Origin of the sequence: Microbacterium sp. B19 (assembly GCF_000333395.1) — a bacterium.
GTDB lineage: Bacteria > Actinomycetota > Actinomycetes > Actinomycetales > Microbacteriaceae > Microbacterium.
This window is the reverse complement of record NZ_BADA01000199.1, coordinates 1-18159: the sequence shown is the minus strand read 5'-3', so window position 1 is coordinate 18159 and position 18159 is coordinate 1. Positions and strand designations below refer to the sequence as shown.

Below are 18159 nucleotides of genomic sequence, written 5' to 3'. Positions count from 1 at the left end.
CTGTCACGGCCGCGAGGGCGCTGTCACGGCGCTGTCACGGCCGGGTGGGTGCGCGGGTGCGGGCGGGTGCCGGGCGATTCGCCGAGACTGCACGCCGCTGACGAAACCGCGGCAGCCTGCAATGGAGATGTCAGGCGGATGCAGTCTCGCGGGGTTACGGGGTCAGGCGAAACGACCCACGCAACGCAGGATGCCCCGATCGACGAGGCGCACGGGAAGCATCACCGGCGGGGCGGCCGGATGTAGGGGCTGAGGAGGGGGGCACCGTCAGCGGACGACAACGAGACGAGTACGTCGTCGAAGTCACCGACGAGGAGATAGGAGAGTTGGATCACGGGGTGGAGAGGGTTGCGATCGGCAACCTTCAGCGCGAGCTCGTCTCCGCCGTGCTCCAAGCCTGTCCACCCGTCCCCGAAATCGATGACCTCGAATCCGTCTGCGGCCTCCTCCCATCCGAATGGCAGACGCACCGGCCCCCTTCCCTCGCGGGATCGCAGTGCGACCGCAAGCAAGCGCGCGAGCATGACCTCCAGATGACGGAGTTCGGCAGCCCACATCAGACCCTCGGGCTCTTCCGCCCGTTCGGCAGAGGAAAGGAGGTACCCGCCCTGGTGCGGGGAGACCGTGTAACGGATTTCACCTCCGTTGTTCGCCAGCGTCAGCGAGTCCGCGCCCTCCCTGTTCGGCGCAAATCCCGCGCGCGCGGCGAAGGAGATCAGTTCGTCGTCCAAGGTCACGTCCGTCATCCCGCCGTAACCCCGATGCGTGTACGGATGGGGCTGACGCCCGCGAAGCGGATCAAGCCCGCAGCCCATCAGCCTCGCGCGCCGCCAGGTACTTATCGGGAATACGAAGTCTGGTGCGGCGGTCGACCTCCCGAAGGAGGCCATCGAGGTCCTCAAGCGTCCAATCCCTCGTGGGTCCGAGAAGAACCGCTGCCGACGATGAGCGGAAAGGGATCTCGAAGCCGAAGATGCCGTCCTCATACCCGAAGTCGATCTGCCAATACTCGTAGAGCACGAACGATGCCTGAAGCGCCGGGCGATCGCCCTCACGCACCTCGCGAAAGATCAGAGCGGCCTGTTCAGGTCCGAAAACCTCCTGGAGCGCGTTGCTGAATCTTCTTGCCAGTTGCGCCATCTGCTCAGAAACTCGCATACCAGCCTCCATTTCCGTCCGGCAGGATCGGCTCGCGCACAAGACGTGCTCGCGGGCAGCCTCTGGCTTGCGTTATACGAGCGGCTCAGCCCACCCGCGGTCCTCGAGGAACTTCTCGGGGATCCGCAGCCGGATTTCCCGATCCAGTTCCGCAGCGATGAGGGCAAGGTCAGTGAACTCCGGCCACCCCTTCACTGGTGCGACGGAAACTCCGCGCTCGCCGTAGTCGATCGAGAACCCGAAGGCCCCCCGGTCGAAGTTGAATCTGAGGGGGAAGAACGCGTAGAGGTCGAACAGTACCGAGAACTCGGTGTGCCCGTCTCCCTCCACGATGTCTTTGACGGAGAAGCGGGCGACCCGATCACCGAAGAAGCCGCGGAAGGCGGAGACGAATTCCTTCGCCAGATCAACGGCGACTTTATCGGACAGCGATCCAGCCATTTGCATCCTCCATGATCGTGAACCCGTGGGCTTCCAGGTAACGCGCTTCCATCTCGAGGAACTTGCCCTCGGAGATTTTCGCGAACGGGTCGTGCGAGAACCGGATGGTCTTCCCCGACCGGATCGCCTCGTCGAGCACGGGGCGGTTGAAGAAATCGAACATGTCATCGCGCGGGCTCAGTCCGTACTTCGCTTCAGCCTGGCCCCACTCCGGACCCATGTCGAAGAACGTTGCGCCCTCCCGCTTGGCGACGTCGATGTACGAGGCGGGATCGTCCTTCAAGAACCGCCCGAGGACGAGTGTGTCAGAACCTCCGTTGTGGACCGAGCGCTCACGGAGGCCGACGTAGTCTTCGGCCGGGATTCGGGACCCGGGAAGGCCGTTCTGGTGCCTCACGATGTCCCCACCTTCGTATGTGAAGCCGTCCGGCAGCCAGATGTCGTGGCCGCCGATGTTCTCCACCGTGCCAGCGACTGGCGGCCCGCTGGGATCTACGGGGGCTCCCGATCCGTCGGTGCCCGATCCCGCTCGGCCTTGCCCCGCGTCGCCGGGACGCTCCGGCGACGAGCCGGATCCGTCGCCGTGGTGGACGGCTGGCGGGTCTCCCCCAACGCCGTGGTGGACGCCGGGGACGTCCGGGTCTCCGACGTGAAGCGGCGGCGCGTCGGGACCACCCGGGTGCACCGGAGTCAGATCCGCATCGGGACGCACGACGTGGTCGCCGCCCCGGATGTCGTCAATGAGTGTCCCGCCGTCGTCGAGGGGACTACGTTCGAGCGAGTTCGCCAGGTCGTCCCGGGCGCGGCCGAGCCGCGCCGCATCGTCGACCAGTCCGCTGGGATTCACATGCGAGCTGTTCGACTCCACTGCACCGGACGAGCGCTCGGCCGAGCCTGCGCGGCCGGCATCGTCGACGACGCCTTCCGCTGCACGACCACCCTTGAGCGCATCGAGAATCGCGCCGCCGCCCTTCACGGGGACGACCAGAGTCGCCCAATTGAACAGCGACGTGCCCGCGTTGCCACCCGGGTCCTTTTCCCAGTCCGACCACCCTTCGCCCCATTGCTCGGGCGAAGCGTTCCACCACTCCTCCGGCGCGTGGTACCCCACGAAGCTCCCGAGAAGGTCGATGTACGACCGGTACGAGTCACGCGTCCACTGCTGCTCCCACTCGAGGAAACCGGTGTCGATACCCTTCGACTTCAGGTCCGCGATCTGCCCGGGAGCCACGATCTCCGACTTCACCGGCGCCAGGAAGCCCATCGAGACGCCAGACACGAGATGACCGAGTCCGATCCACGACTGCACCCAACCGGAGAGCCAGGCACTGCCATGATTCGCCGCGCCCACGAAGTTGCCAGCCTGCATATCGCCGACCACGCCCAGCGGGGGAGGCGGCCAGCTCTTGAAGTCGTAACCGTAGATCAGCATCCCGAGGCCGCCGACCATGTCCCACGCACCGGTGAGCACTCCACCGGTGAGGTGCATCGGGAAGCCGATCGTCTTCTCGGCGCACGACTCCTCGCGCGGCGACGCACTGCCCCAGTCGGTCTGCAGGTTGTCGGGGGCTGTCGTCGCGGCGCCGGCGACCGTGGTGGTGGACAGTCCCGCTGCGCGGCGGATCGCGTTCGCGAGGTCTTCGTTCGCAACGCGCAGCTGCTCGCCGAGGAGGTACCCCTGGTCGACGAGGTCCGCGTTCCGCTGGACCATCTCGGGGTCTTCCCACCAGTTGTCCACCTGGACCGGCAGGAACGTCACGGCGAGGTTGCCCGTCGTGGTGACGCGCGGCTGGAAGGTGTTCGCTTCGACGACGAACGCCTCGGCATCCGTGCGCAGGTCGGCCACGCGCGAGAGGATCGGTTGAACGGTCGTCGCCCAGGTGCTGAGGGCGCTGGCGACCGAGGCCAGGTCACCGCCGACGCGATCGGAGGCGTCCCGCACGGGATTCATCGCGGCGTAGACCGATTCGGCACCGGTCGACTCGTACGCCGAGGGGAGGGCCGACCAGGAGGAGGCCGCATCGGTCCCCGCCTGACGGATCGAGCCGGCACGGGAAGAAATGTCCGTGGCCGCCTGCGTCACGCCGGCGAGGTCGACGTCGAGGCCCGGCAGCTTCGAGGGGTCGATCAGACCATGCGACATCAGTAGGGCACCGATCCGCCGTGTCGCACGGAGGCCTCGGCATCCGGAGTCCAGGCCGACGCGGCGAGCGCCTCCGTCGTCGTCGCCATCTCGAGGTCTCCCGCCGTGACCGCGTTGGTGGCGTCGATGACGGCCTGCCGAGCACTCGGGATGCGCTGCTCGATGAGAGTCAGATCGGCCGTCTGAGCTTCGACGAACGCCTGCATCGCCTCAGCGACCTCGGCTGACCGAGTGCCGGCGACAGCCGTCGATAGCTGGTCCGAGAGGCCCGTGAGAGCCGTCGCGATCGATGTCGCTGCTGCGTCGACTCCCGTGAGTACCTGCTGCACCCCTTCCGGGGACACGCGCCATCCTGTCATCGTCCACCTCCGACTCGCCCTCGACCATGATAGAAAACGTGGTCGATCTGTCGAGGGATGCACAGTGCATCTTGAGCCATGCCCTCATCGACGAGATCGTCGGGGGGATCGCGGTATCGGAGAGCCGAGCACCGCTGCTCCCCTTGACGGCGACCCGCAGCGATCTGATTCGGCAGGCGGGGATGGCGCGGCATCCACTGGTCTTCCTCACCGGTGACGGCACGCGCCTGACCGAACCGATGCGCGCGGCCCTCGCGGCCACCCGCGTGCCCTGGGTCGTGCGCACCAGCGGCGGGCTGCGGGACGGACTCACGTGGCGTCCCCTCGACGACCTCGCGGCCGCCTTCGACGGAACCCCCGCCGCCCCGCACCCCGACGCCCTCCACCTCGAGCAGCCCACCACGCTGCAATTGGTCGCATCGGTCTCGGTCCGTCATCGGGCGGATGCCTCGACCCGCCTGGGCGCTGCGCTCGAAATCCTGACCCACCCGGCAGAGGCCGCTCCGGTCGCGTGGGGCCCGAACGAACCGGCCGAGTACGCCTGGGACCGCGATGCCCTGACAGCTTTCGCGAGATCCCGGATGCCGAGCGACACCCGCCTCATCGCGACCGGGGATGCCGCACGCCCCGTGGCCGCGACCCTCACCGCCCGCCGCACGGCGCGCGGCGTCGAGGAGGTGACGGAGGCGCTCGTCTCGCTCGGCAGCCTGGACGACCCGGCCACCGATGCGCGCGCCGACGCCACGGTCGAGGCTCTCGACGAACTCGCCGTCGCGCCGTGGCCCCTCATGGCGGCGCTCTTCACGCGCCCTGGTCGTACCGACCTCACGACCTCGGCGTTCGTCGCCCCCACGGCGAGACCTCTCGCGCTGTTGATCGGGGCTCCCGCTGTGCGCGACCTCGCACTCGACCCGGTGGTCTGGGGCCGGCGATTCGGCGCCCGCATCGCCGGTCGCCCGCGCACGCCCGCGCTCGTGATCCCTTTGCGGCGGTCGGAAGAGCCGGCAGAGGTCGCGTGGAACCGGATCGTCGAGATCACCGAGACCCTCGGGGTCGAGCGCGTGGCGGAACTGACGGGGTTCCGCCTCGATATCCCCGCGTGGCGGAGCCGCTGATGCCTCACGAGTACGTCCTCCTCACCCCGCGGATGATCGGCCTCCGCGAGGTGGCCCACGCCGTGGCCGCCACCGAACCGGCGCTCACCTACCGCATGGACGCGGGTGGAATGCAGATCGTCCTCGTCGACGGGGATGCCATCGTGCTGACGATCGTGCACCCGGTCCCCGCCCGACCAGCCGAGGTCCGACGCCTCCTCGGCGCGGACGACCCGGCCGATGCGGAGCGGTGGTGGATCGATGTCGTCGCACCGTGGGAGAGCGAGCAGCGCGCCGCACGCGTGATCGCCGCCCTGGCCGCGATCTCGGGTGGCGTTGCCCACGACCTCGCGCCCGACGGACGCGGCTGACGCTTCCGAGTCCGGCCACGGCCGCAAGGATCCGTGCTCAGTGCGGCGAAGACCAGCGGTGGATGAGCACGACGACGAGGAACGCCAGGAGGGGAAGCGGGAGCAGGAGGACGAGGACCAGCACCGTCGCCTGGTTCGCTCCGATCGACGTGAGCTGCTCAGGCGCCGCGCAGGCGCTCGGCGAGGTAGGCGTGCAGGCCGTCGAGGGGGATGCGCTCCTGGCCCATCGTGTCGCGGTCGCGGACGGTTACGGCGTTGTCGTCGAGCGAATCGAAGTCGATCGTGACGCAGTAGGGCGTGCCGATCTCGTCCTGGCGGCGGTAGCGGCGGCCGATCGCGCCGGCGTCGTCGAAGTCGACGTTCCAGCCGGCAGAGCGCAGCGTGTCCGCGACCTCTCGGGCGAGCGGCGACAGACGCTCGTTGCGCGACAGCGGGAGAACGGCGGCCTTCACGGGCGCGAGGCGCGGGTCGAGCTTCAGCACCGTGCGGGTGTCGGAGCCGCCCTTCGCGTTGGGCACCTCTTCCTCGCGGTACGCGTCGACGAGGAACGCCATCATCGCGCGCGTCAGGCCGAACGACGGCTCGATCACGTACGGGGTGTACTTCTCACCCGAGGCCTGGTCGAAGTAGGTGAGGCTCGAGCCCGAGGCATCCGAGTGGCTCTTCAGGTCGTAATCGGTGCGGTTGGCGACGCCCATGAGCTCGCCCCACTCCTTGCCCGGGAAGCCGAAGCGGTACTCGACGTCGATCGTGCCGGCCGAGTAGTGCGCGCGGTCCTCCTCGGGCACGTCGAACCGCTTCATGTTCTCGGGGTCGATGCCCAGGTCGACGAACCAGTTCCAGCACGCCTCGACCCAGTGCTCGAACCACTCCTGCGCCTCGGCCGGGGGCGTGAAGTACTCGATCTCCATCTGCTCGAACTCGCGCGTGCGGAAGATGAAGTTGCCGGGGGTGATCTCGTTGCGGAACGCCTTGCCGACCTGGCCGACGCCGAACGGGGGCTTGCGACGGGATGCCGTCAGCACGTTGGAGAAGTTCACGAAGATGCCCTGCGCGGTCTCGGGGCGCAGGAAGTACAGGCCCGACTCGTCGTCGACGACGCCGAGGTACGTCTTCACGAGGCCGGAGAACGCCTTCGGCTCGGTGTACTGGCCCTTGGTGCCGCAGTTGGGGCACGGGATGTCGGCGAGGCCGTTCTCGGCCTTGCGGCCCTTGCGGGCCTCGAAGTCCTCGATGAGGTTGTCGGCGCGGAAGCGCTTGTGGCAGTGCAGGCACTCGACCAGCGGGTCGGTGAACGTCGCGACGTGACCCGACGCCTCCCACACGCGCTTGGGGAGGATGATGCTCGAGTCCAGGCCCACCATGTCGCCGCGGCCGCGCACGAACGTCTGCCACCACTGCCGCCGGATGTTCTCCTTCAGCTCGGTGCCGAGGGGACCGTAGTCCCACGCCGAACGCGAACCGCCGTAGATCTCACCGGCCTGGAACACGAACCCGCGGTGGCGGGCGAGCGAGATGACCTTGTCGAGGCGGGACTGTTCGGCCACGGTGGCTCCAATGGTCGGGAAAGCTGTGGGTGCGAGCGCGAGTGCGCGGCATCCAGTTTATCGAGCGACGCTCGAACTCATCGCGTGATGCGCTCCCGGTGCACCGTGAACGCGTCGAGCGCGGCCTCGTCGATCTCGACGCCGAGCCCCGGGCCCATCGGGACGCGGACGTGTCCGTCCTCCAGGACGGCGGGCGCCGTCACGATGTCGCGGTCGTAGAAGCGGGCGGATGCCGAGATGTCGCCGGGCAGCAGGAACCCGGGGAGAGCCGCGAGCGCCGCGTTGGCGGCCCGCCCGATCCCCGTCTCGAGCATGCCGCCGCACCACACCGGGACCCCGGCGGCGCGGCAGCGGTCGTGGATCGCCAGCGCCTCGAGGTACCCGCCGACGCGGCCCGCCTTGATGTTGATGATCGCCGCGGCGCCGAGCTGCAGCGCGTCGGCCGCGGCCTTGTCCGACACGATGGACTCGTCCAGGCACACCGGTGTGGTCAGGCGCCGGGCGAGGGTCGCGTGGTCGACGAGGTCGTCCTCCTGCAGCGGCTGCTCGATGAGGAGCAGGTCGAAGGCGTCGAGCCCCTGGAGCGTGTCGGCATCCGCGAGGGTGTAGGCGGAGTTGGCATCCACTTGAAGAGGAATGCCGCCGAACGCCGCCCGCACGGCGGCGGTGTCGTCGATGTCGCGTCCGGGCTTGATCTTGATCTTGATGCGGACGTACCCCTCGTCGAGGTAGCCGCCGACGGTGTCGACGAGCGCGGCGGGGTCGCGCTGGATCCCGACCGAGACGCCCGAGGGCACGCGGTCATTCTCGGCGCCGAGGTAGGCGGCGAAGCTCCGGCCCTCGGCGCGGAGCGCCGCGTCGACCACGGCGAGCTCGAGTCCGGCCTTGGCCATGCGGTGCCCGACGACCGGGGCCAGGATGCCGGCGACCTCCTCCGGCGCGACGGTTCGGCGCTCGAGCAGGGCCGGCGCGAGGAAGCGGGTCAGGACGTCCCACGCGCCCTGCGTGTACTCGCTGGAGTAGAACGGCTCCGCCTGCGTGACGACTTCACCCCAGCCCGCGCCGTCCGACGTCTCGGCGCGGACGACGATGACCTCGCGCACCGTCTCGGTACCGAACGACGTCGTGAACGGCGAGACCAGCGGCATGTGCAGGACCCGCAGCTCGACGGCATCCAGGGTCACGGGGGAGGCGGGGGTGCGGGGCGGCATGAGGGCAGGGTATCCGGCGGCGGGCGGGTCGGGGTTGCCCGGACGGCGTGCCGGGTGGGCGCCCGGCCGGCCGCACAACTCCGGCACATCCGCCCCCGCGGGACCCGGATGCCACGCCACCGCCGGTTCTGCAGGAGTTTTGCCTGCGACCGCCGCGACACAACGAAGGAAAACCCCCACCGCGGCACCGCCGTCTCGGCATCCACGGGCCCTCTCCCCACCGAATCTCCTTCGTTGTGTCCGCGGCCGGCCGCAGAACTCCGGCACATCCGCCGCCCGCGGGACCCGGGTGCCACGCCACCGCCGGTTCTGCAGGAGTTGCGCCTGCGATAACCCCTCGCACGCGGCCTGGCAAGGCCGGTGTCGGGGCCGAACCCGCCGCGTAGCGTCGCGGGCATGAGCGACTTGACTCCCCGCCACGCGATCGTCACCGGTTCGGACTCGGGCATCGGCGCGGCCACCGCGCTCGCGCTCGCCGAGGCCGGCATGGACGTCGCCATCACCTACCACTCCGACAAGGACGGCGCCGAGGAGACCGCGGAGGGCGTGCGCGCCCGCGGCGGCCGCGCCGTCGTCGCGCAGTTCGACGCCACCGATTTCGGATCCGTCCCCGGCGCGGTGAACGCCATGGCCGACGAGCTGGACGGCCTCGACGTCTTCGTCAACAACGCCGGCGGCGGCATCGGCGGACCGTTCCTCGACCTCGACCTCGACACGTGGCGCACCGACGTCGCGCTGAACCTCGACGGCGCGTTCCTCGCGCTGCACACGGCCGCGAAGCGCATGGTCGCGGCCGGGAACGGCGGCCGGCTCATCGCCGTGTCGAGCGTGCACGAGCACCAGCCGCGTGTCGGCTCCGCCCCGTACGTCGCGGCGAAGCACGGGCTCGGCGGACTCATCAAGACGATGGCGCTGGAGTTGGGGCAGTACGGCATCACCGCGAACGCCGTCGCGCCGGGCGAGATCGCCACGCCCATCAACGACATGGACCCCGAGGATGCCGACCGCATCCACCGTCCGGGCATCCCCCTCGGTCGCCCCGGCAAGCCGAACGAGATCGCCGACGTGATCCGGTTCCTCGCGTCGCCGTCGGGCTCCTACGTCACGGGCGCGAGCTGGGTCGTGGATGGCGGGATGCTGCAGATGGGCCCGCAGGCCGGCTCGCACATGGAGTCGGACGCGTGGCGTTCGGCCGGGAAGGAGTGACGCGATGAGCGACGAGAAGAGCTTCGAGGAGAATCGTCACGACCAACTGACGAGCGCCCCGAAAGCCACGGAGGCCGACGCGGCGCCCCGCATCGACGTCACGGAGCACGACGGCGTGACGCGCATCGACGTGCGCGACGACGCGGCCGTGCGACCGGGACCCGGGCAGGGCGACCCCGCGGCGGAGAAGGACGTGCCCGTCTCGGGCGACTGACTCAGACGAGCAGGTATCCGCGCGCGTCGACGCCGCCGATGTGGAGACCGGATGCCAGATGCCCCCGCAGCTGCTCCCGCACGCGCTGCCGCCACTCGGCGGCGGCCGCCGGATCGCTCCGGCGGAGACTCTCGATGTCGTCGGGGATCTCGACGACCGCGCGTACGACGTCGTCGGCGGGCGTCGGGGCGGGCGGCTCCGCCACCGCCCACGACACCATGAGCCGGTCCGACTCGTCGCCGCGGTTGACGTCGTCGGGCATCTCGCCGTATTGATTCACCAGGTATTCCGTGGCAGCGGCGCCGAGGACGGCGAGGTTGAAGTGCGCGTTGCGCCGGATCAGCGGGTCGAACGTCCACGTGATGCGGCCGATCCCCCGCTCGAGCGCCCACTCGCGCTGGTGCGCCTTGAGCTGGCGGCCGAGCCCGCGCCCCTGGTAGCCGGGCAGGATGCCGGTGATGTGCGAGTGCATCGTCCGCTCCTCCGGGGGACCGAAGAACGCCGCGGACGCTCCGATCATCCGGTCGCCGTCGTACAGGCCGACGACGTAGTTGCCCGAGTGCTCGAGCGCCCGCAGGATGTTCGACGGCATCGTCGCGCGATCCCCCACCCAGACGTCGTCGAACAGTCGAGACCCCGCCTCGATCGCCTCCAGCGTGTCGAGCGGGCGGATGTCGATGCCGGTCGTGCTCATGTTTCGAGTCTGGCATCCGCTCGCACACCGCGCCCCTCGTCCCACTTCTGCCGGGGCACGCCCCACCTCTGCCGGGGCATGTCCCACTTCGCGCAGCTCAGGGCGCCGCAAACAGCACAAAGTGGGACACACAACGGACGCCGCACCCCGCCCGCCGCAGCATGTCCCACCTCTGCCGGGGCATGTCCCACCTCTGCCGGAGCATGTCCCACTTCGCGCAGCTCAGGGCGCCGCAAACAGCACAAAGTGGGACACACAACGGACGCCGCACCCCGCCCGCCGCAGCACGCCCCACCTCTGCCGGCGGATGTCCCACTTCGTGCAGCTCAGGGCGCCGCAAACAGCACAAAGTGGGACACACAACGGATGCCACGCGGCAGGCACCCGCCCAGCGGCGCGTAAGCGGCACGCGGCCGGCCGGGCGCCCGGCGCGTCACCGCCGCGCGGCCGCCCGGCCGCCGGCCTCAGCGCATCAACCGCCGATGTGACGGATCGTGCGGGCGCGCTCGACGACGATCGCGATGCCTCCGATGAGCCACAGCGGTACCTGCGTGAGGAACGCCCAGCGGAAGGCATCCAGGGAGTAGGTCGCCGGGGTGCCGGCACCCTGGACGTCCATCGCGATACCGATGAACAGGATCGCCAGGAGCGCGGCGAGGAAGCCGCCGCCGTTCACGATGCCGGTCGCGGTGCTGAGGCGGTGGCTGGGCGTGAACGTGCGCGCGTGGTCGAAGGCGATCATCGACGCGGGGCCGCCGGTCGACAGCGCGAGCATGAGGACGATCAGCAGCCACAGCGGCGCGGGCCCGGGCCACGCGGCGACGATGATCCAGACGATCGCCTGGAACACGACTGTCGGCAGCACGAGCCACCGGGAGCGCCGACGCGGATGCCGACTCGACAGGGCGCCGATCAGCGGACCGCTCAGGATGCCGAACAGCACGAACAGCGTCATGATCCCCGACGCGGTCGCCGGGGCGAGCCCCTCGCCGGCGGTCAGGAACGGGAAGCCCCACAGCAGCATGAACGCGGTGCCCGCGAACGGCGTGGTGAAGTGCGACCAGAACCCGAGGCGCGTACCGGGGTGCGCCCACGACTCGCGGAACCCCTGCCGCAGATCGGCCGCCGAGGTCACGACACGGATCGTGCCGGTCTGCGTGTCGACCGACAGGTCGACGGGGTCGTCGCGTCGTTCGGGCGGTCGGTTGCGGATGATCGCGTACGTCAGCACCGCGAACAGCACGCCGAGCCCCGCGACGCTGCCGAAGGCGACGCTCCAGCTCGTGGCGTGCAGCAGCGCGGCGAGCGGCACGACCGCGACGATCTGGCCGAGCTGGCCGATGATCCCCGTCAACTGCACGAGCACGGGCGCGCGTTGCGCGGGGAACCACGTCGCGATCACACGCAGGACGCTCGGGAAGATCATCGCGTCGCCCGCCCCGATGAGGACGCGGGCCAGGATGCCGATCCCCACCGCATCCGCGAACGCCATGACGAGCTGCCCCGCCGCCATCAGCACCATGCCGATCGCGATCATCGGCCGCGCCCCGTAGCGGTCGAGAAGCAGCCCGACGGGGATCTGCATCGCGCCGTAGACGAACAGCTGGATCACGGCGAACATCGACAGCGCCGAGGCATCCGCGTGGAAGCGGGTCGCGGCATCCACTCCGACCGCCGAGAGCGACGTGCGGTTGACGATCGAGACGACGTACGCCAGGACCCCGACCGCCCACAGCGTCCACGTCCGCCAGCCGGGGCGTTCGAGGCTGCTGATCACGGTGAGTCCTGGGGGAGGAAGGGGATGGATGCCACGGAGAGCGGCATCCACAAGGCTAGCCGTGGGCACCGACACGGCGGGCCTTCGCGGCGCGCAGCGGCCCGGGTCACCCGTCGGCGAGCGCGTCCGACATCCCGGCGCGGACCGCGGCCAGGTGATCGGTCAGCGCGGCGCCCGTCTCGTCGGCCAGCCACCGCTCGAGCGCGATCTGCAGCAACTCGACCGCGACGCCCGCGGTCACGCGCGCCGTGAAGGCGTCGACGCCGCGGGCGAGGTATCCGTCGCGGAGAGCGTCGCGCAGGTCGGCCTGCTTCTGCAGGTCGCGCTCGCGCAGCGCCGGTTCGGACTCGATGAAGCGCCGCGCCGCCTGCATCTGCGCGCGTCGCGGCTCGAAGCGATCGGCGGCGAGACGGTGGAATCCGGCCCACGCGATCGCGAACGGCGCGGCCTCCGCGGGGGCGGCGGCGACGGCCGACGCGGCGAGCGCGGGGATCTCGTCATCGCCGAAGAACACCTCGCGCTTGTCGCTGAAATGCCGGAAGAAGGTGCGGCGCGTGAGCCCCGCCCGCTCGACGATGTCGGGCACGGTGGTGGCGTCGAACCCGCGCTCGGCGAAGAGCTCGAGCGCCGCAGCACGCAGTCGCTCCCGCGCGTCCGGTGCCCATCTCGCCATGCGCACGAGCATAAGTGATGACTCGCAGTGTCATCGATGGGTTAGTGTGAAGACACTCAGTGTCATCACAAGCGGGAGGCATCCATGTCCGTCCAGTCCGCCGCCGTCCTGCCCGCTCCGCGCGCGCCCCTCACCGTGGTCCGCGCGACCGTTCCCGAACCGGCCGCCGACGAGATCCTCGTGCGGGTGCGCGCGGTCGCGATCAACCCCGTGGACTGGGTGATCCAGGGAACGAGCCGCGTCACGTACCGATGGCTGCAGACCCCCGCGGTCCTCGGATCCGACGTCGCGGGCGAGGTCGTCGCGGTCGGCTCCGCCGTGACCCGCTTCCGCGTCGGCCAGCGTGTGTTCGGCCTCGCCACCGGAACCGACAACGGCCGCGATCCGCTCCGCGAGGGCGCCTTCCAGGAATACACGGTCCTGCTCGAACGGCTCGCCGCGCCGATCCCAGACGCCCTGTCCGACGAGGAGGCCGCCGTCTTCCCCCTCGGCGTCTCCACGGCGGCCTGCGCGCTCTTCCAGCCCGCGCACCTCGCACTCCGGATGCCGACCGGCGAGACGCCGAGCGAGCCGGGCGGTGTCGTGGTGGTGTGGGGTGGATCGACGAGCGTCGGCATGAACGCCGTCCAGCTCGCCCGGGCGGCGGGCTACGCCGCCGTCTCCACGGCATCGCCGCGCAACGCCGCGACGGTGCGTTCGCTCGGTGCCGAGGCCGTCGTCGACTACGGCTCGGCGACCGCCGTCGACGAGCTCGTCGCGGCGATCGCCGGACGCCCGGTGGCCGGTGCGGTCGCGCTCGGCGCCGGGTCGACCGACACGTGCATCGAGGTCCTCCGCCGCACCGGCGGCACGCGCCTGGCCATGGCCAGCACGCCCGTGTCCCTCGCCGAGCTCGTCGGGCGGAAGCGCCTGTTCCCCGCGATGCTCCCCGTCTTCACTCGCATCGGCCTCGCCACAGTCCGGTCGACCCTGCGCGCCCGGCGCGCCGGCATCCGCGCCGGATTCGTGTGGGGCAGCAGCCTGCGCGACGACGAGGTGGGCCCGGCACTGTGGGGCGGAGTCCTGCCCCGGGCGCTCGCCGATGGGATCCTGCGGCCCATGCCGGAGCCGCTCGTCGTCGGGGAAGGCCTCCGGGACGTGCAGGCAGCTCTCGACCGGCAGCGCGCCGGGGTCTCGGCATCCAAGCTGGTCGTCCGCGTGTAGCGGCCGGGCGCTTCGGCGGGGCGCGGACACCCGCCGCCTCGTCGGTGGGCCGGTCGCGGAGCGGACACAACGAAGGAGATTCAGCGGCGAGGGGCGCGCGGATGCCGTGGGCTCGGCGTCGCGGCGGCAGTTTTCCTTCGTTGTGTCTCGGTTGCCCTGCACAACTCCCGCAGAACTGGCCGGGCTGTGGCATCCGGGTTCGGTGCGGGCCGGATGTGCCGGAGTCGTGCAGGTCAGCGTGGACGCACCCGACGCCACACGGCGCAATGCGGATCGTCGGGTGTCGGTGACCGGGAGTAGGTTCGCACCGATCGACCGGAGGACCGCATGACCATTCAGACCACCACCGCCGGGAGCCTTCCCCGCACGGATGCCCTCATCGCCGCGAACGCCGCGCGCGCGTTCGCCGACGACGGTTTCACGTTCGCGCCGGGTGACGCCACGTTCGACGCCCTCGTGGACGACGCCGTCGCCGACGTCGTGCGACGCCAACGCGAAGCGGGCATCACGCTCCCCGGCGACGGCGAGTTCGGCAAGGCCATGTCGAACGCCGTCGACTACGGCGCCTGGTGGTCGTACTCGTTCCAGCGGGTGAGCGGCCTCTCGCTCACCGAGGTCAACGCGATGACCGAGCAGCCGGTCCGCTCCGAACCCGGCCGCGTGCGGCTGACGTCGTTCGCCGACCGCCGCGACCGCGAGCTCTTCGCCGAGGCGTACACGAGCCGCGACAGCGGCATCGCGACCGGCAAGGTCGCCACGGCCTTCCCCACCACGACCGGTCCGATCGCCTACCGCGGATCCGCGGCCGTGGCCGCCGACATCGCGCACCTGACCGCCGCACTCGACAAGGGCGAGCAGGGATTCCTCACCGCGATCGCGCCGGGGAGCGCCGCGCGCGTCCGCAACGAGTACTACGCCACCGACGAGGAGCACCTGTTCGCGTGGGCCGACGCGCTGCGCGAGGAGTACCGCGCGATCGTCGACGCGGGCCTCATCCTGCAGCTCGACGACCCGTCGCTCGCCGAGAGCTGGGACCAGATCAACCCGGCGCCGTCGGTCGCCGACTACGTCGCGTTCACCCGCACCCGCGTCGAGGCGCTCAACCACGCGCTCGCCGGGATCCCACGCGACCGCGTGCGCCTGCACCTGTGCTGGGGCTCGTGGCACGGCCCGCACGTGACCGACATCGAACTGCGCGACATCCTGCCCGTGGTGCTCGAGGCGAACGTGGGACAGATCTCCTTCGAGGCCGCGAACGCCCGGCACGAGCACGAGTGGACGGTGTGGGCGGATGCCGATATCCCCGACGACCTGATCCTCGCTCCGGGCGTGGTCGGACACGCCACCAACGTCGTCGAGCACCCCGATCTCGTGGCGCAGCGCATCGAGCGCTTCGCCCGGATCGTCGGAGCCGACCGCGTCATCGCCTCCACGGACTGCGGCCTCGGCGGCCGCGTGCACCCGCAGATCGCGTGGGCGAAGCTCGAGGCGCTCGGCGAAGGGGCGCGACGGGCGGCGGCTCGCGTCTGACGCGCGGGGCGGGGGCAGGGCGGCCGGGGCCGGGCCGGGGGCAGGGCGGCCCCCCGGGGCCGGGGCAGGGCGGCCCCCCGGGGCCGGGGCAGGGGCCGCAGCACCGGGGCCGATCGCGGCCGCCACGGCGGGCCGGGGCCGACAGCGCAGGGGCCGACAGCGCAGGGGGCCGGGCCCGACGCGAGCCGGCGGTGTCCGCCGAGGTCATCCGGGCACGGCAGAATGGTCCGATGGTCTCCGCGAGCCCCCACCTGCAGCCCGATCACGCGTGCCTCATCGTCCACGGCAGCGACACGCCCGGCATCATCGCCGCGGTCTCGGCGCTCATCGCCCGCCAGGGCGGCAACATCGTCGCCTTCGACCAGTACTCGGACGACCCGCGCGGTGGAGCGTACTTCCAGCGCGTCGTGTTCCACCGCCCCGACCTCGCCGCGGCGCTGCCCGCGATCCAGGACGACCTCGCCGAGACGCTCGGCCGCGGTTTCGAGCTGGAGTGGAAGCTCACCGACCTCTCCACGCCCAAGCGCATGGCGATCCTGGCCTCGAAGCAGGACCACTGCCTCCTCGACCTGCTGTGGCGTCACCGCCGCGGAGATCTCCCGGTCAGCATCCCCATGGTCGTGTCGAACCACACCACGTCCGCCGAGGACGTCCGCTCGTTCAACGTGCCGTTCTTCCACGTTCCGTCGACGCCCGGCCCCGACAAGTCGGCATCCGAGGCCCGCATTCTCGAACTGCTGGTGGGCAACGTCGACTTCGTCGTGCTCGCGCGGTACATGCAGATCCTCTCCCCCGATTTCCTCGAGAAGATCGGGGTGCCGGTGATCAACATCCACCACTCGTTCCTCCCGGCCTTCATCGGCGCCGAGCCGTACAAGAAGGCGAAGGAACGCGGCGTGAAGCTCATCGGCGCGACCTCGCACTACGTCACCGGCGACCTGGACGAGGGCCCGATCATCGAGCAGGACACGGTCCGCGTGACCCACGCCGACTCGGCCGCCGAGCTCGCCCGCCGCGGTGCGGACGTCGAGCGCCAGGTGCTGTCGCGTGCCGTGCTGTGGCACGCCGAGGACCGCATCATCCGCCACGGCAACCACACGATCGTCTTCTGAGGCGCGGCGGCCGGCCGGCCGCAGCGCGGGCCCGCCCGCTGACGCCGAGACTGCATCCAGCTGACATCTCGGTTGCACCCCGCAGTGGATTCGTCAGGCAGGTGCAGTCTCGCGGCCCAGGGGCCGCAACCCCCAAAGACACATTTGACGGTCGCGGTCGCACGGGTCAGCATCGACCCATGACCCGCATCGACGAGTTGCGCGCCACCGCGCATCCGCTCCGGCTCCGGATGCTCTCGCTCCTCACCGGTGCCGCGATGAGCGCGGCCGAGGTCGGGCGCGAGCTCGGGATCTCGCAGGCCTCGGCCAGCTACCACCTCCGCGTGCTCGAGCGCGTCGCGCTGATCCGCGTCGTCGAGACCGTCCGCCTTCGCGGCGGGGATGCCAAGCGCTACCGCCACGAGTCCTCGTCCCGGCGCGTGGACCCCGGCGCCCCTCCCGCACCCCGCCTGCCCGCGGAGGAGGAAGGGCCCTACGTCGAGGCGATCATCGACGAGCTGCGGCGGCGCGCACGCCGGCGCGCGGAAGGCCCCGGGGTGACGACCGACGCCGAGCTGTGGGTCGATCCGGAGGTCTGGCGCCGGGTCGTGCACCACGTCGCCGAGGCGTCAGCCCTGCTGCACGCCGCCGCGCGTCCGCCGCGTACGCCGGGAACGCATCCCGTCTCGATGACCGCCGCGCTGTTCCGACTGGAGCGCCCGTGACCCGCGGCGGACCGCTCGCCCACGCCGCCTTCCGCTGGCTGCTGGCGGCTCGGACGACGAGCATCGTCGGCAACGCCGTCGCGCCGATCGCCCTCGCCTTCGCGGTGCTCGATCTCACCGGGTCGGCCGCCGACCTCGGACTCGTCGTCGCGGCCCGATCGATCACCAACGTCGCGGTCCTCCTCTTCGGCGGTGTCCTCGCCGACCGGCTGCCGCGCAACCTGCTGCTCGTCGGTACCTCTCTCGCCGCCGCGGGGACGCAGGGCGCCGTCGCCGCGCTGGTCGTCACGGGGTCGGCGACCATTCCGGCGCTCGTGGTGCTCAGCATCCTCAACGGCGCCGTAGCGGCGGTGAGCCTCCCGGCATCCGCGGCCGAGGTAGACCTTGTAGCCGTTATCGTCCGGCGGGTTGTGGCTCGCGGTGACCATGACGCCCGCGTCGGCCCCGAGGTACCGCACCGCGAAGGCGAGTACGGGCGTCGGCAGCATCCGCGGCAGCAGGATGGCCCGCAGCCCGGCCCCTGCGAAGATCTCGACCGAGTCGCGCGCGAAGACGTCGGAGTTGCGGCGTCCGTCGTAGCCGACGACGACCGTCGGCGTCCCTTCGGGCTGCTTCTCGCGCAGGTACGCGGCGAAGCCCGCCGCGGCCTGCGCGACGAGCACCCGGTTCATGCGGTTCGATCCGGCGCCGAGCGTGCCGCGGAGCCCGGCCGTCCCGAAGGC

At 70.8% G+C, this 18159-nt stretch carries 18 protein-coding genes and 2 pseudogenes; 9 read left to right on the top strand and 11 right to left on the bottom strand.

All coding sequences use genetic code 11. The annotated features are described in order from the left end of the window. Positions 1-221: 221 nt before the first annotated feature. From I5G_RS07430 to I5G_RS07410, 5 genes are all read right to left on the bottom strand, one after another. Positions 222-746 carry an Imm61 family immunity protein gene (locus tag I5G_RS07430; protein ID WP_187288815.1) on the bottom strand — a complete coding sequence of 175 codons (525 nt, stop codon included), beginning with the start codon at positions 744-746 and terminating at the stop codon, positions 222-224. Positions 747-798: 52 nt separating this feature from the next. Then, positions 799-1158, bottom strand: a complete 360-nt coding sequence (locus I5G_RS25780) for a hypothetical protein (RefSeq protein WP_022878489.1) — start codon at positions 1156-1158, stop codon at positions 799-801. Between the two features lie 72 nt (positions 1159-1230). Next, complete coding sequence (locus tag I5G_RS07420) at positions 1231-1599, bottom strand: hypothetical protein (RefSeq protein WP_022878488.1); 369 nt, start codon at positions 1597-1599, stop codon at positions 1231-1233. Next, positions 1577-3742: a WXG100 family type VII secretion target gene (locus I5G_RS07415; protein WP_022878487.1), complete on the bottom strand. Its 2166-nt coding sequence runs from the start codon at positions 3740-3742 to the stop codon at positions 1577-1579. The genes I5G_RS07420 and I5G_RS07415 overlap by 23 nt, the downstream gene beginning before the upstream one ends. After that, entirely contained in the window at positions 3742-4101 is a 360-nt protein-coding gene (locus tag I5G_RS07410) for a DUF6507 family protein (protein ID WP_275574420.1), read from the bottom strand. The genes I5G_RS07415 and I5G_RS07410 overlap by 1 nt, the downstream gene beginning before the upstream one ends. A 71-nt stretch (positions 4102-4172) precedes the next feature. Between I5G_RS07410 and I5G_RS07405 the strand changes: the two genes are divergently transcribed. Continuing rightward, complete coding sequence (locus I5G_RS07405; RefSeq protein ID WP_148286435.1) at positions 4173-5216, top strand: DUF6177 family protein; 1044 nt, start codon at positions 4173-4175, stop codon at positions 5214-5216. Next, on the top strand, positions 5216-5566 hold the full coding sequence (locus I5G_RS07400) for a hypothetical protein (RefSeq protein ID WP_148286434.1): 351 nt from the start codon (positions 5216-5218) through the stop codon (positions 5564-5566). Before I5G_RS07405 ends, I5G_RS07400 begins: the two co-directional genes overlap by 1 nt. A 158-nt stretch (positions 5567-5724) precedes the next feature. Here the strand turns inward: I5G_RS07400 and I5G_RS07390 are convergent, their stop codons facing one another. Together I5G_RS07390 and menC are read right to left on the bottom strand one after the other, a co-directional pair. Beyond that, positions 5725-7113 carry a glycine--tRNA ligase gene (locus I5G_RS07390; protein ID WP_022878483.1) on the bottom strand — a complete coding sequence of 463 codons (1389 nt, stop codon included), beginning with the start codon at positions 7111-7113 and terminating at the stop codon, positions 5725-5727. Positions 7114-7190: 77 nt separating this feature from the next. Further along, positions 7191-8324 carry an o-succinylbenzoate synthase gene (gene menC, locus I5G_RS07385; protein ID WP_022878482.1) on the bottom strand — a complete coding sequence of 378 codons (1134 nt, stop codon included), beginning with the start codon at positions 8322-8324 and terminating at the stop codon, positions 7191-7193. A gap of 396 nt (positions 8325-8720) precedes the next feature. Here menC and I5G_RS21240 point away from each other — a divergent pair, with 396 nt between their 5' ends. Beyond that, a complete protein-coding gene (locus I5G_RS21240) occupies positions 8721-9530 on the top strand; it encodes an SDR family oxidoreductase (RefSeq protein ID WP_022878481.1) in 810 nt (269 codons plus the stop codon). A gap of 4 nt (positions 9531-9534) precedes the next feature. Then, positions 9535-9744, top strand: a complete 210-nt coding sequence (locus I5G_RS07375) for a hypothetical protein (protein WP_022878480.1) — start codon at positions 9535-9537, stop codon at positions 9742-9744. A 1-nt stretch (position 9745) separates the two neighbouring features. Here the strand turns inward: I5G_RS07375 and I5G_RS07370 are convergent, their stop codons facing one another. From I5G_RS07370 to I5G_RS07355, 3 genes are all read right to left on the bottom strand, one after another. Further along, positions 9746-10438: a GNAT family N-acetyltransferase gene (locus I5G_RS07370; RefSeq protein WP_022878479.1), complete on the bottom strand. Its 693-nt coding sequence runs from the start codon at positions 10436-10438 to the stop codon at positions 9746-9748. 472 nt (positions 10439-10910) lie between these two features. Next, positions 10911-12215 carry a nitrate/nitrite transporter gene (locus tag I5G_RS07360; protein WP_022878477.1) on the bottom strand — a complete coding sequence of 435 codons (1305 nt, stop codon included), beginning with the start codon at positions 12213-12215 and terminating at the stop codon, positions 10911-10913. A gap of 106 nt (positions 12216-12321) precedes the next feature. Next, entirely contained in the window at positions 12322-12888 is a 567-nt protein-coding gene (locus I5G_RS07355; protein ID WP_026095736.1) for a TetR/AcrR family transcriptional regulator, read from the bottom strand. Between the two features lie 84 nt (positions 12889-12972). On the opposite strand from I5G_RS07355, the gene I5G_RS07350 reads away from it, so the two are divergent. From I5G_RS07350 to I5G_RS24540, 5 genes and pseudogenes are all read left to right on the top strand, one after another. Further along, positions 12973-14091 (top strand): zinc-binding alcohol dehydrogenase family protein, encoded by a 1119-nt coding sequence (locus I5G_RS07350; protein ID WP_022878475.1) that lies wholly within the window; start codon positions 12973-12975, stop codon positions 14089-14091. Between the two features lie 327 nt (positions 14092-14418). Further along, complete coding sequence (locus I5G_RS07345) at positions 14419-15621, top strand: cobalamin-independent methionine synthase II family protein (protein WP_022878474.1); 1203 nt, start codon at positions 14419-14421, stop codon at positions 15619-15621. 230 nt (positions 15622-15851) lie between these two features. Continuing rightward, positions 15852-16733: a formyltetrahydrofolate deformylase gene (gene purU, locus I5G_RS07340; protein ID WP_022878473.1), complete on the top strand. Its 882-nt coding sequence runs from the start codon at positions 15852-15854 to the stop codon at positions 16731-16733. 179 nt (positions 16734-16912) lie between these two features. Further along, positions 16913-17437 carry a transcriptional regulator gene (locus tag I5G_RS07335; protein ID WP_022878472.1) on the top strand — a complete coding sequence of 175 codons (525 nt, stop codon included), beginning with the start codon at positions 16913-16915 and terminating at the stop codon, positions 17435-17437. Beyond that, positions 17434-17760, top strand: a pseudogene (locus tag I5G_RS24540) (MFS transporter); the annotation flags it as partial. The gene I5G_RS07335 and the pseudogene I5G_RS24540, both read left to right, overlap by 4 nt. A gap of 48 nt (positions 17761-17808) precedes the next feature. Here I5G_RS24540 and I5G_RS24535 read toward each other — a convergent pair. Then, positions 17809-18159: pseudogene (locus I5G_RS24535) on the bottom strand (phospho-sugar mutase); the annotation flags it as partial.

What these genes read in the sequence shown, in the direction of transcription:
- I5G_RS07345 (WP_022878474.1), top strand. Translation starts at nt 14,419, where the DNA reads ATGACCATTCAGACCACCACCGCCGGGAGCCTTCCCCGCACGGATGCC.
- I5G_RS07420 (WP_022878488.1), bottom strand. Translation starts at nt 1,599, where the DNA reads ATGGCTGGATCGCTGTCCGATAAAGTCGCCGTTGATCTGGCGAAGGAA.
- I5G_RS07370 (WP_022878479.1), bottom strand. Translation starts at nt 10,438, where the DNA reads ATGAGCACGACCGGCATCGACATCCGCCCGCTCGACACGCTGGAGGCG.
- I5G_RS07415 (WP_022878487.1), bottom strand. Translation starts at nt 3,742, where the DNA reads ATGTCGCATGGTCTGATCGACCCCTCGAAGCTGCCGGGCCTCGACGTC.
- I5G_RS07335 (WP_022878472.1), top strand. Translation starts at nt 16,913, where the DNA reads ATGACCCGCATCGACGAGTTGCGCGCCACCGCGCATCCGCTCCGGCTC.
- I5G_RS25780 (WP_022878489.1), bottom strand. Translation starts at nt 1,158, where the DNA reads ATGCGAGTTTCTGAGCAGATGGCGCAACTGGCAAGAAGATTCAGCAAC.
- I5G_RS07355 (WP_026095736.1), bottom strand. Translation starts at nt 12,888, where the DNA reads ATGGCGAGATGGGCACCGGACGCGCGGGAGCGACTGCGTGCTGCGGCG.
- I5G_RS07410 (WP_275574420.1), bottom strand. Translation starts at nt 4,101, where the DNA reads ATGACAGGATGGCGCGTGTCCCCGGAAGGGGTGCAGCAGGTACTCACG.
- I5G_RS21240 (WP_022878481.1), top strand. Translation starts at nt 8,721, where the DNA reads ATGAGCGACTTGACTCCCCGCCACGCGATCGTCACCGGTTCGGACTCG.
- menC (WP_022878482.1), bottom strand. Translation starts at nt 8,324, where the DNA reads ATGCCGCCCCGCACCCCCGCCTCCCCCGTGACCCTGGATGCCGTCGAG.
- I5G_RS07350 (WP_022878475.1), top strand. Translation starts at nt 12,973, where the DNA reads ATGTCCGTCCAGTCCGCCGCCGTCCTGCCCGCTCCGCGCGCGCCCCTC.
- purU (WP_022878473.1), top strand. Translation starts at nt 15,852, where the DNA reads ATGGTCTCCGCGAGCCCCCACCTGCAGCCCGATCACGCGTGCCTCATC.
- I5G_RS07430 (WP_187288815.1), bottom strand. Translation starts at nt 746, where the DNA reads ATGACGGACGTGACCTTGGACGACGAACTGATCTCCTTCGCCGCGCGC.
- I5G_RS07375 (WP_022878480.1), top strand. Translation starts at nt 9,535, where the DNA reads ATGAGCGACGAGAAGAGCTTCGAGGAGAATCGTCACGACCAACTGACG.
- I5G_RS07400 (WP_148286434.1), top strand. Translation starts at nt 5,216, where the DNA reads ATGCCTCACGAGTACGTCCTCCTCACCCCGCGGATGATCGGCCTCCGC.